Raw genomic sequence first — 20,486 nt, 5'->3', positions numbered from 1 at the left:
TCAGCCCCCTCAAGTCAAGCAATAATTGCGCTTTTTTCCAACTAAGCGCATGAGAACGAAGATTAAAGGGGTTTGAGGAGGGATAAAACTCGCCTGAATGTCGTCAAGCGGTAGAAATGTGCGCAAGACTGCCGAAAAACCCGGCAGTCAGGCAATTAACGAGCGTCGACGATCAATTGGTCGAACTTTTTCAGCGCATTGCGCAAGCCAATGCTTTCAAGCGGGCGATCGGCGTAAACCATCTCCGCCATCTCGAGGATCCCCGATGCATTGGGCAATGGCAGGTCCTGCTCGAGGATCTGCTTCATGCGCACCAGGAAGATCCATTGCAGCCACTGGTGAAAGTCCAGCGTGTCCACCGAAAACGGCTCGACGCTGCCAAGCGCTTCAGCGCTGGGGGGCACTTCGTCCCACCAACCCTGCACGCGTAACTCACGCTCAATCAGCAACAGCTGTTCGGCAATTGCCGGAAACCGTGCATCCATCAGAGGCTGACCTTGGCTTTTTGCCGCGCCTGGGCAGCACCGGCGGCGTCGCCTTGTGCGGCACGCGCGTCACCAATCAAAGCCCACAGGTTGGCTTGCAGGTCGGGCCGACCGTTGGCCAGGGTCAGGCCGCGACGGGCGAATTGCTCGGCTTGCGGCGCGTCGCCCTGGGCCATGCGCACCTGGGCCAGGCGATACAGCACTTGCGGCTCGCGCGGCGCCACACGCTGGGCGCGCTCAAGGCTCGACGATGCACCGTTGAGGTCACCACCCGACTGTTGCTGCTGGGCGGTGGTCAGCAAAGCCAGCACCGGCCCGTCCAGTTGCTCGTCAGCCGACAGGCCACCCGTGTTAGACGACGACGGAATACCGCTCGGCGTCGATGGTGGCATGTTGTAGGTGCCCTGGTTGATCGGCGCCGTCTGGATCGGTGCGGCGTTAACCGGGCCCGAAGTGCTTGGCCCTGGGGTCCAAGGCTCGGCACTGATCGGCGCCGACGTCGCGGCGCCGCCGCCCGGCACCATCACCACCACGCCCGAATCCTGCGGTATGGCCTGAGGCGTGGCTTGGGCAGGACGCTTGACCACGGTCTGACGGAAACCGCCAGTGGCCGAGATACGGTCGTTATTGGAAACGTTCGTGCTTGAGTCCACCACGGGAATCGAACCGCGCTGCACGCTGGAGCAACCACCGAGCATAACCAGGGCGGTAATAGCTGGAATCCACAACTTGTTCACTTGAAACCCTCTTTGCTTAATGCATCCAGCCCTTGACCCAATCCATCACCGAATCCGCGTCAGCGGGGGCACTGCCACCGCACGCAGCACCAGCTGGTGGCTCGCTGCCGCGAATATACGGCATCTGTACCGCGCCCGGACAGTTGGCATCGGAGCCCTGCCCCGTGTGCGGATCAATCCAGGCCTGAACGATGTTGTCCGGCTGCGGCATGTTCAGCGGCAACGGGTCGGCCTTGCGCATGAAACTGGTCCACACCTGCAGCGCACCGGTGGCACCGGTGAACGGGGTTTTGCCGTTATCGTCGCGACCCAACCACACCACGGCCAGCACATCCTGGCCGAAGCCTGCGAACCAGCTGTCACGCGAGTCGTTACTGGTGCCGGTCTTGCCCGCCAGCGTCAGGTTCGACGGCAGCACGCTATAGACCGAACGCCCGGTGCCTTCACGCATTACGCGCTGCATGGCGTTCTGGATCAGGTAGATGGAGCCCGCGTCAAAGCGCTGCTGGATCTGGAACGGATAACGCTTGAGCGGTTCGCCATCGGCGGTCAGCACACTGCGAATACCGCGCATCGGGGTGTTGAAGCCACCGTTGGCGAGGGTCTGGTACATCGTCGCCACTTCCATCGGGGTCATGGCGCCAGCGCCCAACAGCATCGATGGGAACGCCGGGAACTCACGGGTGATGCCCAGTCGACCCAGGGTTTTCAGCACATTCGGCACACCCACTTCAAGCCCAAGGCGCGAGGTGGAGATGTTGTAGGAATGCGCCAGGCCCTGGTACAGGAACACAGTGCCGTGGGAGCGACGATCAAAGTTCTGCGGCGTCCACACCTGGCCATCCGCCCCTTTGACCGACAGCGGGTCATCCGACAGCCAACTGGTTAGCGTGTATTTGCTCGGTTTTTCCAGGGCCGTGAGGTAGACCGCCGGCTTGACCAGCGAACCGATCGGCCGCACCGCATCCAGCGCACGGTTAAAACCGGCAAAACTGGCCTGGCGGCTGCCAATCATGGCCTGCACTTCACCGGTTTCCGGGTTGGTCACGACCATGGCTGCTTCGACTTCATCCGAACCTTTACGGCCGGTCAGGCGCTTGAAGGTATCGTTGACCGATGCTTCGGCCTTCATCTGCAGGATCGGGTCAAAGCTGGTGAAGATCCGCAGGCCTTCTTCGGTCAAGTCTTCGTCGCGATAGTCTTCACGCAACTGGCGTTTGACCAAGTCGATAAAGCCCGGGAATGAACTGTCGGCCAGCTTGCCGCGCGTGGTCACACCCAGTGGCATTTTTTTCGCCGCCGCGACTTGTTCAGCGGTGGCTACGCCCTGCTGTTCGAGTACATCCAGCACCAGGTTACGGCGTTCAAGCGCACGTTCCGGGTTGCGGCGCGGGTTGTAATAGGATGGCCCCTTGACCATCCCCACCAGCAACGCAACTTGATGCAATTTCAATTCGGACAAGGGCTGGCCAAAGAAGAACTGGCTGGCCAAGCCGAAACCATGCACCGCGCGCTGCCCATCCTGGCCGACGAAGACCTCGTTGAGGTACGCCTCGAGAATCTCCTGCTTGCTGTAATGCAGCTCCAGCAGCATGGCCATCATGGCTTCGGTGAGTTTACGGGTGAGGCTGCGCTCGTTGGTCAGGTAGAAGTTCTTGACCAATTGTTGCGTAAGCGTACTGCCGCCCTGGGTCATCTTGCCGCCGGACGTATTGACCCAGATAGCACGGGCAATCGACTTGGGTGACACGCCCCAGTGGCTGTAGAAATCGCGGTCTTCCACGGCGATCAGCGTATCGAGCAGGTACGGCGGCACCTGATCGAGCTTGATCAGGATGCGGTCTTCGAGGTTCTTGGGGTAAATACCGCCGATCAACAGCGGTTCCAGGCGCACCACCGGCAACTTGGAGCCATTGAGCGACGACAGCTCGGCAACGTAATCGCCAGAGAAGCGCACGCGCACCGGCTGGGCTTTCTCCAGGCCTTCATAGAACTGGAAGCCACGGGTATTCAAATCAACGGTATTGCCGCTGACCGCTGCGGCGCCGGGGCCATTGCTCACGGGTTCGCGGCGATAGCCCAAGGCGTCGAGTTCGGTAAGGAAGTCTTCCTTGCTCAGCTTCTGGCCGGTGAACAATTCCAGCGGGCGTGCGTATACCTTGGCCGGGATGGTCCAGCGCTTGCCGGAGAATTTCTCCTGCACCACGGCGTCGAGGTACACCGCGAAGCCTGCGAGCACCACAAGGCCTACCAGGCTTAGCTTGATAGCCCAGCCCAGCCACGGGCGCAGGCCGCGTGAAGGAGGTTTTTTACGGGAACGGGGAGATCGGGTTCGAGTCATGGCGGCGGATTATACGCACTTTATTGAGGATCAACATGAGCCGGACAGCGGTTTGCACGACCGACTGTAACCGCCATAATGCCGGCCATGATTTCCCCCAGACTTTGAAGGATCGCCCGTGAGCCAGTCCCTGATCGCTGCCCTGCAGAACCCGGCTTTGTACCCCCACCCGGTTGAAGCGTTTCAAGTCATTGAGACGCATATTTCCTGGGTCATACTGACCGGCCCCTATGCTTATAAGTTGAAGAAGCCGATGAACTTCGGTTTTCTGGATTTCACCCAACTGGACGACCGCGGCCACTTCTGCCGCGAAGAGCTGCGGCTTAACCAGCGCCTGACGGAAGATTTGTATCTTGACGTGTTGCCAATCACCGGCAGCGCCGAAGCGCCGCAATTGGGCGGCGATGGCCAGGTCATCGAATACGCGCTGAAAATGCGCCAATTCCCGCAGAGCCAACTGCTCAGCACCCTGCAAGCCAATGGCGAGGTCACCAGCGCGCACATTGATGATATGGCCAAGCAGATTGCGCACTTCCACCTCAGCGCCCCGAAAGTGCCGCAAGAGCACCCCGCCGGCACGCCAGATGAAGCGATGGCGCCCGTTCGGCAGAACTTCGACCAGATCCGCCCGTTCCTCAGCGACAAGGCCGACCTGGCCCAGCTCGAAGCCCTGCAAGCCTGGGCCGAAGCCAGCTTCGAACGCCTAAAGCCACTGCTGGCCCAGCGCAAGCTCGAAGGCTTCACCCGCGAATGTCACGGTGATATCCACCTGGGGAACGCCACCTTGATCAATGGCCAGGTCGTGATCTTCGACTGCATCGAGTTCAACGAGCCGTTCCGCTTCACCGACGTATATGCCGACACGGCCTTCCTGGTGATGGACCTGGAAGACCGTGGCCTCAAATCCCTGGCACGCCGCTTTATCAGCCAATACCTGGAACTGACCGGCGACTACCAGGGCCTGGAAGTGCTGAACTTCTATAAAGCCTACCGTGCACTGGTGCGCGCCAAGGTGTCGTTGTTCAGCATGCCAAGCGAGGCCAGCCCGGTGCAACGCGCCACCACCCTGCGCCAATACCGCAACTATGCGAACCTGGCGGAAAGCTACAGCACCATTCCGTCGCGCTTCCTGGCGATAACCCACGGTGTTTCGGCCGTCGGTAAAAGCCACGTGGCGATGCGCCTGGTGGAAGCCTTGGGCGCCGTACGCCTGCGTTCGGACGTGGAACGCAAACGCCTGTTTGGCGAACAGAAAGTCGAGAACACCCCGCAAGCCGGTATCTACGCTGCCGAAGCCAGCGCCGCCACCTACGCTCGCCTGTACGAAATTGCCGATACCGTCTTGCGTGCAGGCTACCCGGTGGTGCTGGATGCGACCTTCCTGAAAAGCGCACAACGCAACGCCGCCGCCAAGATTGCCGAGGCCACCGGCGCGCCCTTCCTGATCCTTGATTGCAACGCACCGCAAGCCGTTATCGCCAGCTGGCTGGCGCAACGTCAGGCGGATAAAAACGATCCTTCCGACGCGACGCTCACGATTATCGAAGAGCAACAGGCCAACCGTGACCCGTTGACCGCCGAAGAGCTGCTGCTGAGCAAACGCGTGGAAACCAACGAGAGCGGCACACTCGATGCGCTGGTGGCGCACATTCGTCAGCGCCTGCCTGGCCTGTAAGAAATATTTCTTGGTCGTGTCACCGATCTTCGGTGCACGACCGAGCAATAGTGGCACTATAATGGCGTCATAATTCCAACAGGAGTCGCCGTCATGAGTCAGCCCAAGCTTCTTGATACTCCGCTCTACGCACTCCTGCATAAAGACGACATCCGAGGCTTTAACCAGGAGCGTCCCAAAGACGGCACCATCGACATGCGTGGTGGCGACTTCCGTGGGTTGGACCTGCGTGAGCTGAACGCCACGGGCGTGGATTTCACCGATGCCTACTTCCGCTCTGCCGACCTGCGCGGCCTGGACCTGCGCGAGTGCTCACTGGAAGGCGCCAGCCTGGCCCATGCACAGATTTCCGGCACCTACTTCTCCCCCGAACTGACGGCTGACGAGATCCTCATGTCGGTCAATTTCGGTACTCGCCTGCGCTACCGCACGAAGTAACCTGATCTTTCGGGCCCCAGCTACGCCTCAAGCGTAGCGGGCGCCTCCTGCCTGCTTGTCGGCATTACCCTCAAAAATTCTTATAAGCTTTTCAGCCGTTCCTAGCCAAAGAACCACGCTTTTCCTACTGAGCGCTACACTCCTTTTCAGGCTTGCCTGGTCACGATACCCACCGCACCATTCGGCCGTCGCAAGGAGGCTTGATGAACGATGAGCTGCAACACCTGAAAAACCTGGGCAAGACGTCGGCGCAGTGGCTGCATGCGGTGGGCATCCACAGCGCGTCCGACTTACGTCGCCTGGGAGCTGTCGATGCCTACCGAGCCGTGCGCACGCGCGGCTTTCGGGCCTCGAAAGTGCTGCTGTATGCAATCGAAGGTGCCTTGATGGGCGTGCATTGGAATGACATCCCGACGGAACGCAAGGAGGCATTGAACCGCCAGCTGGAGGCCATTTCAGCGCGTCAGAAGAATTAGCTTTGCGACAATTACCAATGTTTACGGGCAGTTCGAACGCACGTTTGAGAAAAACGGCAGGTTGTTGAAAAACAAATGTTGACTCTCAAATGAGAATCGTTATGATTATCACAACTGGTCGCGAGATCAGCCGATAACTGAAAGACCATTGGTTCGGACTCTCAGATTATCTCCTCATCAGGCTAATCACGGTTATTTGACCCGGCTTTTGCCGGGTCTTTTTTTACCTATAAAAAAGCCGATTCAGCGCGCAATGATCAACGGATGCCCACGCTCCGGGTGTGGCTGCACCAACACATCCAAACCAAACACAGCTTTAAGTGGCTCAGGCCGCATCACCTGCGCCGGCGTGTCCAACGCATGTGGGCGCCCCTGCTCCAGTAATAGAATCCGGTCGCAGTAACGCGCTGCCAGGTTCAGGTCATGCAGAATCACCAGCACCGCAGCGCCGCGGTCAGCAAAGGTACGTATGGCCTGCAGGGTCGTGTGCTGGTGCAAGGGATCGAGCATCGACGTCGGCTCATCCAGCAGCAGCGTCTGCCCGGCCTCCCCCGGCCATAACTGCGCCAGCACCCGCGCCAGATGCACACGCTGGCGTTCGCCCCCCGACAGCGCCAAGTAGCTGCGGCCGCTTAAGTGGCCCACATCTGCCGCGTGCAGCGCTGCCTCGATGATTTCGTCATCACGCACGCGTCCGGTCTGATGGGGCAAGCGGCCCATGCCTACAACCTCCTCGACACGGAATGCGAAATCCAGCGTGGAGGTCTGCGGCAACACCGCCAGGCGTTGCGCACGTTGCGGCCCGCTCCAGTCCGTCAAGGCTTGCTGATCCAGCCACACCTTGCCCTGATCCGGCTTCAGCTCGCCGCACAACGCACCGAGCAGCGTGCTCTTGCCTGCTCCATTAGGGCCAAGCACACCGAGCACCTCACCCGGCAACACGTCCAGTGTGACGTCGGCCAGCACGGTTTTATCGCCACGCCGGATCTGCAACGCTTCTGCTCGCAGCATCACGCACGCCCTCGCAACAACAAATAAAGAAAAAACGGCGCGCCGATAAAGGCCGTGACGATGCCGATCGGCAGCTCAGCCGGCGCCAGCGCCAGCCGCGCCACCAGGTCAGCAAACAGCAACAGGCTTGCGCCCGCGAGCACAGACGCCGGCAACAGCACTCGATGATCCGGCCCGGCCAACAAGCGCACCAGATGCGGCACAACCAACCCGACAAACCCGATCATGCCCGCCGCCGCTACCGCCGCGCCCACACCCAATGCAGTGCAGAACACCAGTTCACGCTTGAGCCCTTCCACATCAATCCCAAGATGATTGGCCTCGGACTCACCCAGTAACAATGCATTCAAGGCTTTTGCACGGCGCGGCAACCACAGCGCCACACCGGCGCTCACCAGCAGCAATGGCCACAACCGCGAATAGCTGGCGCCATTGAGGCTGCCCAAGTTCCAGAATGTCAGGGTGCGCAAGGTGGCGTCATCGGCCAGATAGGTAAACAGCCCCACCGCCGAACTGGCGAGAGCAGTAAGCGCGATACCTGCCAGCAGCATCGTCGCGACATTGGTCTGGCCGTTGCGCCGCCCCAGCCGATAAACCAGCGCAGTGACTCCCAAACCGCCCAGAAACGCACACAATGACAACAGATAGGGCCCGAACGCATCCGGCAGGCCGCCAAACAATGAGCCGCCCACGATCGCAATCGCCGCACCCAGCGCCGCGCCGCTGGACACACCGACCAACCCCGGGTCGGCCAACGGGTTACGAAACAAACCCTGCATCGCCACGCCCGACAAGGCCAGCACGCCGCCCACGGCCAAGCCGAGCAAGGTTCGCGGCAAACGAATCTGCCCGAGGATCAATTCGGCCTGCTCCAGGCCCTGTGCTTCAATCGGTACGCCCATCAGGCGCAAGGCGGCCTTGAGCGTATCCAGCAACGGCAGGCTGACCGGCCCCAAGGCCAATGAAAGCCAGGTTGCCAAAAGGCATAACAGCGCCAGCCCGATAAACAACGTTTTCGGTTTAACCAGAGTCGTCATTGGGCAGGTTTAGCCTGGGACGGATAAAACCCGGCAGACAATTGCACCAGGCTTTGCGGCAGGCGCGGCCCGAGCCCGCCGACCAGCAGAGTCGGGTCCAGCTCAAACACGCGGCCATTCTTGGCGGCCGGGGTAGATGCCAGAATCGGATTTTCCTTGAACAAGGCCGCCCGCGCCGCATCACCAGTGAGGGCGCGATCAGCAAACACCAGTACATCAGGGCTCAGCCCGGCCAGCGACTCCACCGAAAAGGGCTTATAGCCCGTGTGGGTCGCCAGGTTATGCCCGCCCGCCTGTTGCAACATCCAATCGGCGGCCGTGTCCTTGCCCGCAATCAGCGGCTTACCACCTGCATGCCCAAGCAATAGCAGCACACCCGGCGCCTTTTGCGTGGCCTGGGCCTTGGCGACCCAGGCTTGCTGCTGATCCAGCTTCTGTTCATATCCAGCAAACAATTCGTTGGCCTTGGTTTCATCACCCAACAGCTTGCCCAGGTGCTGAAGGTTGCCTTTCAAGGTCGGCAAATCCGGTTCTGCCGAGAACATCTCCACCTGCACGCCGGCGCCGCGAATCTGCGCCAGTACCGGCGGTGGGCCCATTTCTTCGGTACCTACCAACACTTGCGGGCGCAGGCTCAAAATCCCTTCTGCCGACAATTGGCGCTGATAACCGATGCTCGGCAACGCCTTGAGCGATGCTGGATGCTGGCTGGTGGTATCCACCCCCACCAGCTTTGACTCACCGCCCAGCGCCGTCACCCATTCCGATAGCGCCCCACCGGCACTGACCCAGCGTTGTGGCAGTTCAGAGGCTTGCGCCCCGTGGTTGACCAGCAGTGAGGCAACAAGCGCAATAGCGCTGGTACTCAGGCGCATAACAGGGTTTCCTTCCAGGGGCGGGGCCACTCAAGCACTCATGGATGTGACAGATAAACCCTGTCTGGCATCGTACAGAGCACCCAACCAGCTAACGGGCGAAGCCAGCATTTGATAATTGTTTGCATTTGAACGTCAAGGCACTTAAGGATTGTTATGAAGTTTCTCTGCCCCTCAGATGCCCTCGCGCCCAACAGCAGCCGTGGTTTTGAAATAGACGGTTGCAAAGTGTTGGCCGTGCGCCGTGAAGGCGTGGCCTACTTTTACCTCAACCGCTGCCCCCATCGCGGCATCCCACTGGAATGGCAGCCAGACCAGTTTCTGGACAGCAGCGCCAGCCTGATCCAGTGCGCCACCCACGGCGCGCTGTTCTTAATCGAAAGCGGCGAATGCATCGCCGGGCCGTGCGCAGGCCAAAGCCTTAAACCCCTGCCCGGCCGTGAAGACGCGCAAGGCCTGTGGGTGCAACTCTAGTCGCCGATCAACACATTCAGGCGCCGGTCGAGATAAATTTCCTGCGGCGTGACCCGCGCACCATACGCCAACACTTCCACACCGGCCGCCTTGGCCTCGCGCAGCGCAGCGGCATAACCCGCATCGATTTCTACCGCCGGGCGTACAGCGTCGATCCCCGACAAGTTCACGCAATACAACTGCACCGCACGCACACCCTCACGCGCCAGGTGTGCCAGCTCGCGCAAATGCTTGGCGCCACGCTGGGTCACCGCGTCGGGAAACGCTGCCACCGGCGAGCCATCAAAACCCAGGGTCACGCTCTTGACCTCCACATACGCCGCGCCTTGTGGGTACTCCAGGCGAAAATCGATACGGCTTTTTTCCTGACCGTAAGGTACTTCGCGCTTCAAGGCGGTAAAGCCGTCGAGTTCAGTGATCACTCCGGCCCGCAACGCTTCCTCCACCAGTGGGTTGGCACGCGCGGTGTTAACGCACGCCAGCCGGCCTTGGGGCGTTTCGGCAATTTCCCAGGTGCCCGGCAACTTGCGCTTGGGGTCTGTGGAGCGACTGAACCAGACCTGGCCGCCCTCCACCATGCAATTGAGCATCGAGCCGGTGTTGGGGCAGTGAATGGTCAGCAACTCGCCGGTCTGCGTTTCGATATCGGTGAGAAAGCGCTTGTAGCGGCGGATCAGCCGCCCTTCTTCGAGGGGAGGATTAAAACGCATCAGCCTTGCCAGCTCCGCAAGCCACGGGCGATACGTTCCACCGCTTCCTGTAGCCGATCAAGGTTTTGCGTGTAGGCAAAACGCACATGATGGCTGGCCTGATAACGACCAAAATCCAGGCCCGGCGTAAACGCCACATGTTCGGTTTCAAGGAAATGGCGGCAAAACGCGAAGGCATCACCGCCGAACGCGCTGATATCGGCGTACAAGTAGAACGCGCCTTCGGGCTCTACGGCGATGCCGAAACCCAACTCGCGCAAGGCCGGCAGCAGGAAGTCGCGACGGCGCCCGAACTCGGCGCGGCGCACTTCCAGAATGCTCAGGGTTTGCTCGGTGAAACACGCCAGCGCGGCGTACTGGGCCATGCTCGGCGCGCTGATGTAGAGGTTTTGCGCCAACTTCTCCAATTCGCCCACCGCCGCCGGTGGCGCCACCAGCCAGCCGAGTCGCCAGCCGGTCATGCCGAAATACTTCGAAAAACTATTTAGGACGAAGGCATCGTCGTCGACTTCCAGCACGCTGGCGGCATCGGTGCCATAGGTGAGGCCGTGATAGATCTCGTCCACCACCAAATGGCCGTTACGCGCCTTGATGGCACTCGACAACCCCGCCAGTTCCTCACGGGTCAGAATGGTACCGGTCGGGTTGGCCGGCGAGGCCACCAGCGCGCCCACGCTGTCTGCATTCCAGTGTTTGGCCACCAGCTCGGCGGTCAACTGGTAGCGCACGTCCGGGCCAACCGGCACCAGCTGCGCAGCGCCTTCCACCAGGCGCAGGAAATGTCGGTTGCACGGGTAGCCTGGGTCCGCCAATAACCAATGCTTGCCCGGATCGACCAGCAGGCTGCTGGCCAGCAGCAACGCGCCAGAGCCACCGGGCGTGATCAGAATGCGCTCAGGGTCGATGCTCAGGCCATAGCGCTGCTGGTAAAAACCACTGATGGCCTGGCGCAGCTCGGGCAGCCCACGGGCCGCTGTATAGCGCGTCTTGCCGTTGGCCAGCGCGGCCTGGCCGGCCTGGATAATCGGCTCGGCCGTGGTGAAGTCCGGCTCGCCGATTTCCAGGTGGATAACATCATGGCCAGCCGCCTGCAGTTCATTGGCTCGCGCCAGCAGCGCCATGACGTGAAAAGGTTCGATGGCGCGACTGCGCGCACTGTAGGGCTGGGCCATTAGCCTTCCTTAGACGGTGAGGACAAAATTCGGATTCTACCGAACCCGCGCGGTAAAACATGTTCTATTGCCTGCTCGGTCGTCCGTGATGAACCGAGCAAACGCCGGCAAAACGACTAAAATCTACATTCGAGACAGGCTATACCCAGCCATGGCGGGCTATGACGGTTTACAAGCCGGCCACGTTGGGCCTCGACAACCGGGAGTGGCGCACCCCGAATCTATCTGGTAAGTTCGCCCGCTTGCAGCCGCAGGGCCGGCAGGTGTCGGTGACGTTGCAATCCTGCGCAATGGATTAGAAGAGTGAGAGGCGGTCTATTCATGTCCACCCAAGCAAAGCAACAGCAGCAGAGCCTCAGTAGCTTCACACCTTATGTCGAAGCGAAGGGTGAGGAGTACATGGGCAAGCCCATGCGCCAGCACTTCACCGAGATCCTGAAAAAGTGGAAGCAGGACTTGATGCAAGAGGTCGACCGTACCGTTGACCACATGAAGGACGAAGCCGCCAACTTCCCGGACCCGGCAGATCGTGCCAGCCAGGAAGAGGAATTCGCCCTCGAACTGCGCGCCCGTGATCGTGAACGCAAGCTGATCAAGAAAATTGACAAAACGCTGCAACTGATCGAAGACGAGGAATACGGCTGGTGCGAATCCTGCGGCGTCGAGATTGGTATTCGCCGCCTGGAAGCCCGCCCAACCGCGGACCTGTGCGTAGACTGCAAGACCTTGGCTGAAATCAAGGAAAAACAGGTCGGCAAGTAATCCCGCCGGGCTGAATGCAAAAAACAAAAAATGGGGCGTGCAAACGCCCCATTTTTGTTTCTGGCGTTCAGCGATTTTCCAGTAGTATCCGGCCCATGACAGCCTCTACCTACATCGGGCGTTTCGCCCCTACGCCCAGCGGCCACCTGCACTTCGGTTCACTGGTTGCCGCCCTCGCCTCCTACCTCGATGCCCGCGCCAATAAAGGCCGCTGGCTGATGCGCATGGAAGACCTCGACCCACCCCGTGAAGAACCCGGCGCCCAGGCGGCGATCCTGCACGCCCTCGAGAGCTATGGCTTCGAGTGGGATGGGGAACTGGTCCGACAAAGCGAGCGGCATGATGCCTACGCCAAAGTCTTGAACGACATGTTCAACCACGGCCTGGCTTACGCCTGTACCTGCTCGCGTAAACAATTGGAGCCCTACCACGGCATCTATCCAGGCCTGTGCCGCAACCTCGGGCATGCTCAGCAAGAGGCGGCGATCCGCTTGCGCGTTCCGGAGCTGGAGTATCACTTCACCGACCGCGTGCAAGGCGAATTCCGACAGCACCTGGGCCGTGATGTGGGCGACTTCATCATCCGCCGTCGCGATGGCCTGTACGCCTATCAACTGGCGGTGGTGCTCGACGATGCCTGGCAAGGTGTCACCGACATCGTGCGCGGCGCCGACCTGCTCGATTCCACACCGCGCCAGTTGTACCTGCAGGAACTGCTGGGCCTGCGCCAACCGCGCTACCTGCACGTGCCGCTGATCACCCAGCCGGACGGCAACAAGCTGGGCAAATCCTACCGTTCACCGCCATTGACACCCGACCAGGCCACGCCTTTGCTATTGAGGGCGTTGCGCGCCCTCGGCCAGCAACCCGGCAGTGAACTGCTGCACGCCAGCCCACGGGAACTGCTGGATTGGGGCATTGCACACTGGGATGCTGGCCTGATCCCGCGCACACTCACGCTGGCCGAAGCGCAATTGAGTTGAAGGCGCTTGCAGCTTGCCAAGCATCCGTTACCATCGCGGCAGTTTTTTAATCAGAGGCCAACATGTACATCTATCGATTGGTCCTGCTGCTGGTCGTCGGGATCTACCTGTTTTCCCCGGCCATCATGGATTGGTGGATCGACGCCACGGGCGCCTGGTATCGCCCTTATCTGCTGTGGTTGATCCTGATCGTCGTGACTTTCATCCTGCAGAGCCAAAAAGATGCCGATGAGCTTTAGCCTCACCCAGATGCTGCTGATCAGCGCCGCCTACCTGGCCGCGTTGTTCGGGGTGGCCTGGATCAGTGAGCGCGGAATGATTCCGCGGGCGATCATTCGCCATCCGTTGACCTACACCTTGTCTCTGGGCGTCTACGCCAGCGCCTGGGCATTTTATGGCACCGTAGGGCTGGCCTATCAGTATGGCTACGGCTTCCTGTCCAGTTACCTGGGCGTGTCCGGCGCGTTCCTGCTGGCGCCGGTGTTGCTGTACCCGATCCTGAAAATCACCCGCACCTATCAGCTATCGTCCCTGGCGGACTTGTTTGCCTTTCGCTTTCGCAGCACCTGGGCCGGCGCGCTGACCACGATCTTCATGCTGATCGGCGTGCTGCCGTTGCTGGCCCTGCAGATCCAGGCCGTGGCCGACTCCATCAGCATCCTCACCCGCGAACCGGTGCAGCACCGCGTTGCCCTGGCTTTTTGCGCACTGATCACGCTGTTCACGATTTTCTTCGGCTCACGCCATATCGCCACCCGCGAGAAACATGAAGGTCTGGTGTTTGCGATTGCCTTCGAGTCGGTGATCAAGCTGATCGCCATCGGCGGTGTCGGCCTCTATGCGCTGTATGGCGTATTCGACGGGCCGCAACAGTTGGAGTTGTGGTTGCTGCAAAACCAGACCGCCCTCGCCGCTTTGCACACGCCGTTGCAGGAAGGCCCATGGCGCACGCTGCTGCTGGTGTTCTTTGCCTCGGCCATCGTGATGCCGCACATGTACCACATGACCTTCACCGAGAACCTCAACCCGCGCTCACTGGTCAGCGCCAGCTGGGGTTTGCCGTTATTCCTGCTGCTGATGAGCCTGGCGGTGCCGCTGATCCTGTGGGCCGGCCTCAAGCTCGGCGCCACTACCAACCCCGAATACTTCACCCTCGGTATCGGCATTGCGGCCAACAGCCCGGCGCTGGCCATGCTGGCTTATGTCGGCGGGTTGTCGGCCGCCAGCGGCTTGATCATCGTTACCACCCTGGCGTTGTCGGGCATGGCACTCAATCACCTGGTGCTGCCGCTGTACCAGCCACCGGCCGAAGGCAATATCTACCGCTGGCTGAAATGGACGCGCCGCGCGCTGATCGTCGCCATCATCATGGCGGGCTATGGCTTCTACCTCCTGTTGGGCGCCGGGCAGGACCTGGCCAACCTCGGCATCGTCGCGTTCGTCGCCACCTTGCAGTTCCTGCCGGGGGTGTTGTCGGTGCTGTACTGGCCGACCGCCAACCGTCGCGGTTTTATCGCCGGGTTACTGGCGGGCATTCTGGTGTGGATCGTCACCATGCTGCTGCCGCTGGTCGGCAACCTGCAGGGTTTCTACATTCCGCTGCTGAACATGATCTACGTGCTGGATGACACCAGTTGGCACATGGCGGCGATCGCCTCCTTGGCCGCCAACGTGCTGATGTTTACCCTGATCTCGCTGTTCACCAACGCCAGCCCCGAAGAAACCAGCGCCGCCGAAGCCTGCGCGGTGGACAACGTGCGCCGCCCGCAACGCCGCGAGCTGCACGCCGCCTCGCCGCAGGAGTTCGCCACCCAGTTGGCCAAGCCGTTAGGCGCCAAGGCTGCGCAAAAGGAAGTCGAGCAGGCGCTGCGCGACCTTTACCTGCCGTTTGACGAGCGCCGCCCGTATGCCCTGCGCCGTTTGCGCGACCGCATTGAGGCCAACCTGTCCGGCCTGATGGGCCCGAGCGTGTCCCAGGACATGGTGGAAACCTTCTTGCCCTACAAGGCCGGCGGCGAAAACTACGTGACCGAAGACATCCATTTCATCGAGAGCCGGCTGGAGGACTACCACTCACGCCTCACCGGCCTTGCCGCCGAACTCGACGCCCTGCGCCGCTACCATCGCCAGACCCTGCAGGAACTGCCGATGGGCGTGTGTTCCCTGGCCAAGGATCAAGAGATCCTGATGTGGAACAAGGCCATGGAAGAACTCACCGGCATCGCCGCACAACGTGTTGTGGGTTCGCGCCTGAATACCTTGGGCGAGCCCTGGAAAGAACTCTTGCAAGGTTTTATCAACCTGCCCGACGAGCACTTGCACAAACAGCACCTGGCGCTGGACGGCCAGACCCGCTGGCTCAACCTGCACAAAGCCGCGATCGACGAGCCGCTGGCACCGGGTAACAGTGGCCTGGTGCTGCTGGTGGAAGACCTGACCGAAACCCAGATGCTTGAAGACAAGCTGGTGCACTCTGAGCGCCTGGCCAGCATTGGGCGCCTTGCGGCGGGCGTGGCCCATGAAATCGGCAACCCGATCACCGGTATCGCGTGCCTGGCGCAAAACCTGCGCGAGGAGCGCGAAGAAGACGCTGAAATCACCGAAATCAGCGGGCAGATCCTCGAGCAGACCAAGCGCGTGTCGCGCATCGTGCAGTCGCTGATGAGCTTCGCCCATGCAGGCGCGCATCAGAACCTGGACGAAGCGGTGTGCCTGGCGGAAGTGGCGCAGGATGCCATTGGGCTGCTGGCCTTGAACCGGCGCAATTTCGAAGTACAGTTTTTTAACCTGTGCGACCCGGACCATTGGGTCGACGGCGACTCCCAACGCTTGGCGCAGGTGCTGATCAACCTGCTTTCAAACGCCCGTGACGCGACGCCTGCCGGCAGTGCGGTACGCGTCAAGAGCGAGGCTTTCGAGCACACGGTCGACCTGATCGTGGAGGACGAAGGCAGCGGTATTCCACAGAACATCATGGACCGATTGTTCGAACCTTTCTTCACCACCAAGGACCCGGGTGAAGGTACCGGTCTGGGCCTTGCACTGGTCTATTCCATCGTTGAAGAGCATTATGGACAAATCACCATCGACAGCCCGGCTGACACCGAAAGCCAACGCGGCACCCGTATTCGGGTGACCTTGCCGCGTCATGTCGAAGCGACGTCCGCTGTGAACTGAGACCGTCGAGAGAATTGAATCAATGCCGCACATTTTGATCGTCGAAGACGAAACCATTATCCGCTCTGCCTTGCGTCGCCTGCTTGAACGTAATCAGTACCAGGTCAGCGAAGCCGGCTCGGTGCAGGAAGCACAGGAGCGTTTCAGCATTCCCACATTCGACCTGATTGTCAGCGACCTGCGCCTGCCGGGCGCCCCGGGTACCGAGCTGATCAAGCTTGGCCAGGGCACGCCTGTGCTGATCATGACCAGTTACGCCAGCCTGCGCTCGGCCGTGGACTCGATGAAGATGGGCGCGGTGGACTACATCGCCAAGCCTTTCGATCACGACGAAATGCTCCAGGCCGTGGCGCGCATCCTGCGTGACCGTCAGTCGGCCGGCACTGCTGCGCCCGAGCAGCGCCCCGCCGGCAAGGCCGCCGAGAAGCCGGGTGTCGACAACAGTAACGGCGAGATCGGCATCATCGGCTCCTGCCCACCCATGCAGGATCTGTACAGCAAGATCCGCAAAGTGGCGCCGACCGATTCCAATGTATTGATCCAGGGCGAGTCGGGCACCGGTAAAGAGCTGGTGGCCCGCGCCCTGCACAACCTGTCCAAGCGTGCCAAGGCACCGATGATTTCGGTGAACTGCGCGGCGATCCCCGAATCCCTGATCGAGTCCGAACTGTTCGGCCACGAGAAAGGCGCATTTACCGGCGCCAGCGCCGGGCGTGCAGGTTTGGTCGAAGCGGCGGACGGCGGCACCTTGTTCCTCGACGAAATTGGCGAACTGCCCCTGGAAGCCCAGGCACGCTTGCTGCGCGTGTTGCAGGAAGGCGAGATTCGCCGCGTCGGCTCGGTGCAATCACAGAAGGTCGATGTGCGCCTGATCGCCGCGACCCACCGTGACCTCAAGAGCCTGGCCAAGATCGGCCAGTTCCGTGAAGACCTGTATTACCGCCTGCACGTCATCGCCCTCAAGCTGCCGGCCTTGCGCGAGCGTGGCGCCGACGTCAACGAGATCGCCAACGCGTTCCTGCTGCGCCAAAGCGCGCGCATCAACCGTACTGACCTGAAGTTTGCCGCCGACGCCGAGCAGGCGATTCGGCATTACTCCTGGCCGGGTAACGTGCGCGAACTGGAGAACGCGGTCGAACGCGCGGTGATTCTGTCCGAGAGCCCGGAAATTTCTGCCGAGCTGCTGGGTATCGATATCGAGCTGAGCGACCTGGAAGACGACGATTTCATCGGCCTGGCCCCGCAACAAGGCGGTGGCAGCAATACCAGCCATGAGCCGACCGAAGATCTGTCACTGGAAGACTACTTCCAGCACTTCGTGCTTGAGCACCAAGACCATATGACCGAGACCGAACTGGCACGCAAGCTGGGGGTGAGCCGCAAGTGCCTGTGGGAACGCCGCCAACGCCTGGGCATTCCACGGCGCAAGACCGGGGTGGCCAGCGAAAGCTGATGGCGCGCTCCCACAGGTAACACCCTCAGATGTGAAAAAACTGTTACCGCGACATTTTCACGTAACAGAAGCCGGGGCTTACGGTAACGAAGCCCCGGCTTTTTTTCGCCCTTCAAAAAGCCAAAACCAGCTCAAACCCCCGGTTTTGCTGGGTGGTACAAAAGTTGGCACGCACCCTGCTATATGCTTAGTACAAAAACAATAACAAGCTTTGTACAAGACAATAAAAATAAGACGAATCGACTCACGCATAACAAAAACAACACGGCGGAGGCGCAGCTAACTGATTCTTTTGGAGAGGCGTTGCATTTGGGGCTTGCCCCGCAACCAGGCCGAGAACAACAAAAACTGCCCTAAGGCAGAGCCTGAACTGGTTGGATCGTAGATCAGCAACACAGCGACCAAAGCAATCCGTTTGCTCTTGGCTCCCGATTGGGAGTGTCATGAAGGTGAAGCTTCATGGCGAGGGCGATCAACAAAAACAAGAAGCCCGCAACCATAATAAAAATAGAGCACGCAACTACTTCTGGGGGAGCTTCGGCTCCCCTTGTGGTTTCCGGCATTTGACCGCTGAACACCCTTCTTTAAGCGTCTGGCGCAAGCCTTGCAGCTTGTTCCTACACCATCCCTCGACTAAATGCTAGAATCCCGGCCCATCATGCGGTCATTCTTCGTTATGGCCGAACATTCCTTCAAACAGTGCATCCCATGCTGAAGAAGTTGTTCCAGTCATTCCGTTCCCCCTTGCGTCGTACGCAACACATTCGCAGCACGCCTGAAGTGCTTAACAGCAATCAGCATTCATTGCAGCGCGCTCAATTCAGCCGTTATGCAGTGAACATCGTCGAACGTTTGCAAAACGCCGGCTACCAGGCTTATCTGGTGGGCGGTTGCGTACGTGACATGCTGCTCAATATCACGCCCAAGGATTTCGACGTCGCCACCAGCGCCACGCCGGAGCAGGTGCGTGCCGAGTTTCGCAATGCGCGAATCATCGGCCGCCGCTTCAAGTTGGTGCACATCCACTTTGGTCGCGAAATCATCGAGGTCGCGACGTTCCGCGCAGGCCATCCGCAAAACGATGATGAGGAAGACACCAATCAGTCTTCCCGCAACGAGAGCGGCCGCATCCTGCGTGACAACGTGTACGGCACCCTGGAAGAAGACGCGCAGCGCCGCGACTTCACCATCAACGCCCTGTATTACGACCCGGTCAGCGAGCGCATTCTCGATTACGCCAATGGCGTACACGACATTCGCAACAACCTGATCCGCCTGATCGGTGACCCGACGCAGCGCTACCAGGAAGATCCGGTACGCATGCTGCGCGCCGTGCGGTTTGCCGCCAAGCTGAACTTCGGCATCGAGAAACACACCGCCGCGCCGATTCGCGAACTGGCGCCGATGCTGCGGGAAATCCCTTCGGCACGCCTGTTCGAAGAAGTGCTGAAGCTGTTCCTCTCGGGTTATGCCGCCGACACCTTCGAAATGCTCGTCGACCTGCAACTGTTCGACCCGTTGTTCCCGGCCAGCGCCGAGGCACTGGAATACAACCCGACATACACCCACACGCTGATCAGTGAAGCGCTGGTCAACACCGACCTGCGCATCAAGCAGAACAAACCGGTAACGCCGGCGTTCCTGTTTGCCGCCCTGCTGTGGCCGGCCCTGCCCAAGCGCGTGCTGCGTCTGCAGGACCGTGGCATGCCGCCGATCCCGGCCATGCAGGAAGCTGCCCACGAGCTGATCGCCGAACAGTGCCAGCGCATTGCGATTCCCAAACGTTTCACCATGCCGATCCGCGAGATCTGGGACATGCAGGAGCGTCTGCCGCGCCGCAGTGGCAAGCGCGCCGACCTGTTGCTGGACAACCCGCGCTTCCGTGCCGGCTACGACTTCCTGCTGCTGCGCGAAAGCGCCGGCGAGCAGACCGACGGCCTGGGCGAATGGTGGACCGACTACCAGGACGCCAATGACAGCCAGCGTCGCGACATGATTCGCGACCTCGGCAGCAAAGGCGACGGCGAAGGCACTGGCCCGAAAAAACGCCGTCGCAGCGGCACCAAGCGCAAACGCAGCGCGGCCGATGCTTCGGGCGCTGCGGGCGAATAAACGTGGAACGCATCTACATCGGCATGGGCAGCAACCTGGCTGCCCCGGACCAGCAATTGCGCAGCGCTGTCGAAGCCCTGGCGCAATTGCCCGGCACGGCCCTCGTTGGCGTGTCGGCGTTCTATCAAAGCGACTCCCTGCTCCCGGGCCAACCGCGCTACACCAATGCGGTCGCCGCCCTGGACAGTGATCTTGCGCCACTGGATCTGCTCGATGCGCTGCAAGCCATCGAGAACGACCAGGGTCGCGAGCGCCTGGAACGCTGGGGGCCGCGCACCCTGGACCTGGATATCCTGCTGTTTGGCGAGCAACTGATCGACGCGCCGCGCCTCAGGGTGCCGCACTATCAGATGCATCTGCGTGCGTTTGTGCTGTACCCGCTGGCTGAACTGGCACCGGCGGGCCTGCAACTGCCCGACGGCCAAACACTTAGCGAACTGCTGGCAGCCTGCCCGTTTGTCGGCCTGGAACGCATCTCCACAGCTTGATGCAATTCCCTGTGGGAGCGGGCTTGCTCGCGAATGCGGTGGGTCAGCCACCCTAGATGCTTGCTGATACACCGCATTCG

Annotated in this window: 19 protein-coding genes; 11 read left to right on the top strand and 8 right to left on the bottom strand. The window is 60.7% G+C overall.

All coding sequences use genetic code 11. The features are described from left to right. Window positions 1-155 precede the first annotated feature (155 nt). The 3 genes from ACTD9P_RS22845 to mrcB are packed head-to-tail and all read right to left on the bottom strand — an operon-like array spanning window position 156 to window position 3,563. On the bottom strand, window positions 156-485 hold the full coding sequence (locus ACTD9P_RS22845) for a YqcC family protein (RefSeq protein ID WP_236375200.1): 330 nt from the start codon (window positions 483-485) through the stop codon (window positions 156-158). Next, on the bottom strand, window positions 485-1,222 hold the full coding sequence (locus ACTD9P_RS22840) for a tetratricopeptide repeat protein (RefSeq protein WP_438869467.1): 738 nt from the start codon (window positions 1,220-1,222) through the stop codon (window positions 485-487). The genes ACTD9P_RS22845 and ACTD9P_RS22840 overlap by 1 nt, the downstream gene beginning before the upstream one ends. A gap of 16 nt (window positions 1,223-1,238) precedes the next feature. Beyond that, a complete protein-coding gene (gene mrcB, locus ACTD9P_RS22835) occupies window positions 1,239-3,563 on the bottom strand; it encodes a penicillin-binding protein 1B (RefSeq protein ID WP_099547652.1) in 2,325 nt (774 codons plus the stop codon). Between the two features lie 118 nt (window positions 3,564-3,681). On the opposite strand from mrcB, the gene ACTD9P_RS22830 reads away from it, so the two are divergent. The 3 genes from ACTD9P_RS22830 to ACTD9P_RS22820 all read left to right on the top strand — a co-directional run bounded on the left by ACTD9P_RS22830 (window position 3,682) and on the right by ACTD9P_RS22820 (window position 6,152). Continuing rightward, the gene (locus tag ACTD9P_RS22830; protein ID WP_438869466.1) at window positions 3,682-5,238 is read left to right on the top strand and encodes a bifunctional aminoglycoside phosphotransferase/ATP-binding protein; all 1,557 of its coding nucleotides are present in this window, start codon (window positions 3,682-3,684) and stop codon (window positions 5,236-5,238) included. Window positions 5,239-5,331: 93 nt separating this feature from the next. After that, window positions 5,332-5,676, top strand: coding sequence for a pentapeptide repeat-containing protein (locus ACTD9P_RS22825; protein ID WP_438869465.1), 345 nt, complete (start codon window positions 5,332-5,334; stop codon window positions 5,674-5,676). A gap of 203 nt (window positions 5,677-5,879) precedes the next feature. After that, complete coding sequence (locus ACTD9P_RS22820) at window positions 5,880-6,152, top strand: TfoX/Sxy family protein (RefSeq protein ID WP_438869463.1); 273 nt, start codon at window positions 5,880-5,882, stop codon at window positions 6,150-6,152. 243 nt (window positions 6,153-6,395) lie between these two features. Here the strand turns inward: ACTD9P_RS22820 and ACTD9P_RS22815 are convergent, their stop codons facing one another. From ACTD9P_RS22815 to ACTD9P_RS22805, 3 genes are read right to left on the bottom strand one after another with little or no spacing between them, the layout of a single operon-like run. Further along, complete coding sequence (locus ACTD9P_RS22815) at window positions 6,396-7,163, bottom strand: heme ABC transporter ATP-binding protein (RefSeq protein WP_438869461.1); 768 nt, start codon at window positions 7,161-7,163, stop codon at window positions 6,396-6,398. Beyond that, window positions 7,163-8,200, bottom strand: a complete 1,038-nt coding sequence (locus ACTD9P_RS22810) for a FecCD family ABC transporter permease (protein ID WP_438869460.1) — start codon at window positions 8,198-8,200, stop codon at window positions 7,163-7,165. Before ACTD9P_RS22810 ends, ACTD9P_RS22815 begins: the two co-directional genes overlap by 1 nt. After that, window positions 8,197-9,075: a heme/hemin ABC transporter substrate-binding protein gene (locus ACTD9P_RS22805; protein WP_438869459.1), complete on the bottom strand. Its 879-nt coding sequence runs from the start codon at window positions 9,073-9,075 to the stop codon at window positions 8,197-8,199. Before ACTD9P_RS22805 ends, ACTD9P_RS22810 begins: the two co-directional genes overlap by 4 nt. Before the next feature lie 156 nt (window positions 9,076-9,231). Between ACTD9P_RS22805 and ACTD9P_RS22800 the strand changes: the two genes are divergently transcribed. Continuing rightward, window positions 9,232-9,549 (top strand): Rieske (2Fe-2S) protein, encoded by a 318-nt coding sequence (locus tag ACTD9P_RS22800; protein WP_438869458.1) that lies wholly within the window; start codon window positions 9,232-9,234, stop codon window positions 9,547-9,549. Here the strand turns inward: ACTD9P_RS22800 and sfsA are convergent. Both sfsA and ACTD9P_RS22790 read right to left on the bottom strand, forming a co-directional pair. Further along, window positions 9,546-10,259 (bottom strand): DNA/RNA nuclease SfsA, encoded by a 714-nt coding sequence (gene sfsA, locus ACTD9P_RS22795; RefSeq protein ID WP_438869457.1) that lies wholly within the window; start codon window positions 10,257-10,259, stop codon window positions 9,546-9,548. The two genes, ACTD9P_RS22800 and sfsA, sit on opposite strands and share 4 nt — an antisense overlap. Continuing rightward, window positions 10,259-11,431, bottom strand: a complete 1,173-nt coding sequence (locus tag ACTD9P_RS22790) for a pyridoxal phosphate-dependent aminotransferase (RefSeq protein ID WP_438869456.1) — start codon at window positions 11,429-11,431, stop codon at window positions 10,259-10,261. Before ACTD9P_RS22790 ends, sfsA begins: the two co-directional genes overlap by 1 nt. Before the next feature lie 321 nt (window positions 11,432-11,752). Here ACTD9P_RS22790 and dksA point away from each other — a divergent pair, with 321 nt between their 5' ends. From dksA to folK, 7 genes are all read left to right on the top strand, one after another. Further along, entirely contained in the window at window positions 11,753-12,193 is a 441-nt protein-coding gene (dksA, locus tag ACTD9P_RS22785) for an RNA polymerase-binding protein DksA (RefSeq protein ID WP_438869455.1), read from the top strand. 95 nt (window positions 12,194-12,288) lie between these two features. Continuing rightward, window positions 12,289-13,176, top strand: coding sequence for a tRNA glutamyl-Q(34) synthetase GluQRS (gluQRS, locus tag ACTD9P_RS22780; RefSeq protein WP_438869454.1), 888 nt, complete (start codon window positions 12,289-12,291; stop codon window positions 13,174-13,176). A gap of 62 nt (window positions 13,177-13,238) precedes the next feature. After that, window positions 13,239-13,415, top strand: a complete 177-nt coding sequence (locus ACTD9P_RS22775) for a hypothetical protein (protein WP_003176118.1) — start codon at window positions 13,239-13,241, stop codon at window positions 13,413-13,415. Then, window positions 13,399-16,353, top strand: coding sequence for a sensor histidine kinase (locus tag ACTD9P_RS22770; protein ID WP_438869453.1), 2,955 nt, complete (start codon window positions 13,399-13,401; stop codon window positions 16,351-16,353). Before ACTD9P_RS22775 ends, ACTD9P_RS22770 begins: the two co-directional genes overlap by 17 nt. 22 nt (window positions 16,354-16,375) lie before the next feature. Beyond that, entirely contained in the window at window positions 16,376-17,806 is a 1,431-nt protein-coding gene (locus ACTD9P_RS22765) for a sigma-54-dependent transcriptional regulator (protein ID WP_438869452.1), read from the top strand. 708 nt (window positions 17,807-18,514) lie between these two features. Beyond that, window positions 18,515-19,918: a polynucleotide adenylyltransferase PcnB gene (locus ACTD9P_RS22760; RefSeq protein ID WP_285678670.1), complete on the top strand. Its 1,404-nt coding sequence runs from the start codon at window positions 18,515-18,517 to the stop codon at window positions 19,916-19,918. Between the two features lie 2 nt (window positions 19,919-19,920). Further along, a complete protein-coding gene (folK, locus tag ACTD9P_RS22755; protein WP_438869451.1) occupies window positions 19,921-20,406 on the top strand; it encodes a 2-amino-4-hydroxy-6-hydroxymethyldihydropteridine diphosphokinase in 486 nt (161 codons plus the stop codon). The last annotated feature ends 80 nt before the right edge of the window (window positions 20,407-20,486 follow it).

Source organism: Pseudomonas onubensis (genome assembly GCF_965653655.1).
GTDB lineage: Bacteria > Pseudomonadota > Gammaproteobacteria > Pseudomonadales > Pseudomonadaceae > Aquipseudomonas.
Note: the sequence above shows the minus strand (reverse complement) of the source record. Positions and strands in the feature narration are given on the sequence as shown.

Coding starts and splice junctions, on each gene's coding strand:
- ACTD9P_RS22800 (WP_438869458.1), top strand. CDS start 9,232: ATGAAGTTTCTCTGCCCCTCAGATGCCCTCGCGCCCAACAGCAGCCGT.
- ACTD9P_RS22825 (WP_438869465.1), top strand. CDS start 5,332: ATGAGTCAGCCCAAGCTTCTTGATACTCCGCTCTACGCACTCCTGCAT.
- ACTD9P_RS22810 (WP_438869460.1), bottom strand. CDS start 8,200: ATGACGACTCTGGTTAAACCGAAAACGTTGTTTATCGGGCTGGCGCTG.
- mrcB (WP_099547652.1), bottom strand. CDS start 3,563: ATGACTCGAACCCGATCTCCCCGTTCCCGTAAAAAACCTCCTTCACGC.
- dksA (WP_438869455.1), top strand. CDS start 11,753: ATGTCCACCCAAGCAAAGCAACAGCAGCAGAGCCTCAGTAGCTTCACA.
- gluQRS (WP_438869454.1), top strand. CDS start 12,289: ATGACAGCCTCTACCTACATCGGGCGTTTCGCCCCTACGCCCAGCGGC.
- ACTD9P_RS22845 (WP_236375200.1), bottom strand. CDS start 485: ATGGATGCACGGTTTCCGGCAATTGCCGAACAGCTGTTGCTGATTGAG.
- ACTD9P_RS22790 (WP_438869456.1), bottom strand. CDS start 11,431: ATGGCCCAGCCCTACAGTGCGCGCAGTCGCGCCATCGAACCTTTTCAC.
- ACTD9P_RS22765 (WP_438869452.1), top strand. CDS start 16,376: ATGCCGCACATTTTGATCGTCGAAGACGAAACCATTATCCGCTCTGCC.
- ACTD9P_RS22805 (WP_438869459.1), bottom strand. CDS start 9,075: ATGCGCCTGAGTACCAGCGCTATTGCGCTTGTTGCCTCACTGCTGGTC.
- ACTD9P_RS22770 (WP_438869453.1), top strand. CDS start 13,399: ATGCCGATGAGCTTTAGCCTCACCCAGATGCTGCTGATCAGCGCCGCC.
- sfsA (WP_438869457.1), bottom strand. CDS start 10,259: ATGCGTTTTAATCCTCCCCTCGAAGAAGGGCGGCTGATCCGCCGCTAC.
- ACTD9P_RS22775 (WP_003176118.1), top strand. CDS start 13,239: ATGTACATCTATCGATTGGTCCTGCTGCTGGTCGTCGGGATCTACCTG.
- ACTD9P_RS22760 (WP_285678670.1), top strand. CDS start 18,515: ATGCTGAAGAAGTTGTTCCAGTCATTCCGTTCCCCCTTGCGTCGTACG.
- ACTD9P_RS22820 (WP_438869463.1), top strand. CDS start 5,880: ATGAACGATGAGCTGCAACACCTGAAAAACCTGGGCAAGACGTCGGCG.
- ACTD9P_RS22815 (WP_438869461.1), bottom strand. CDS start 7,163: ATGCTGCGAGCAGAAGCGTTGCAGATCCGGCGTGGCGATAAAACCGTG.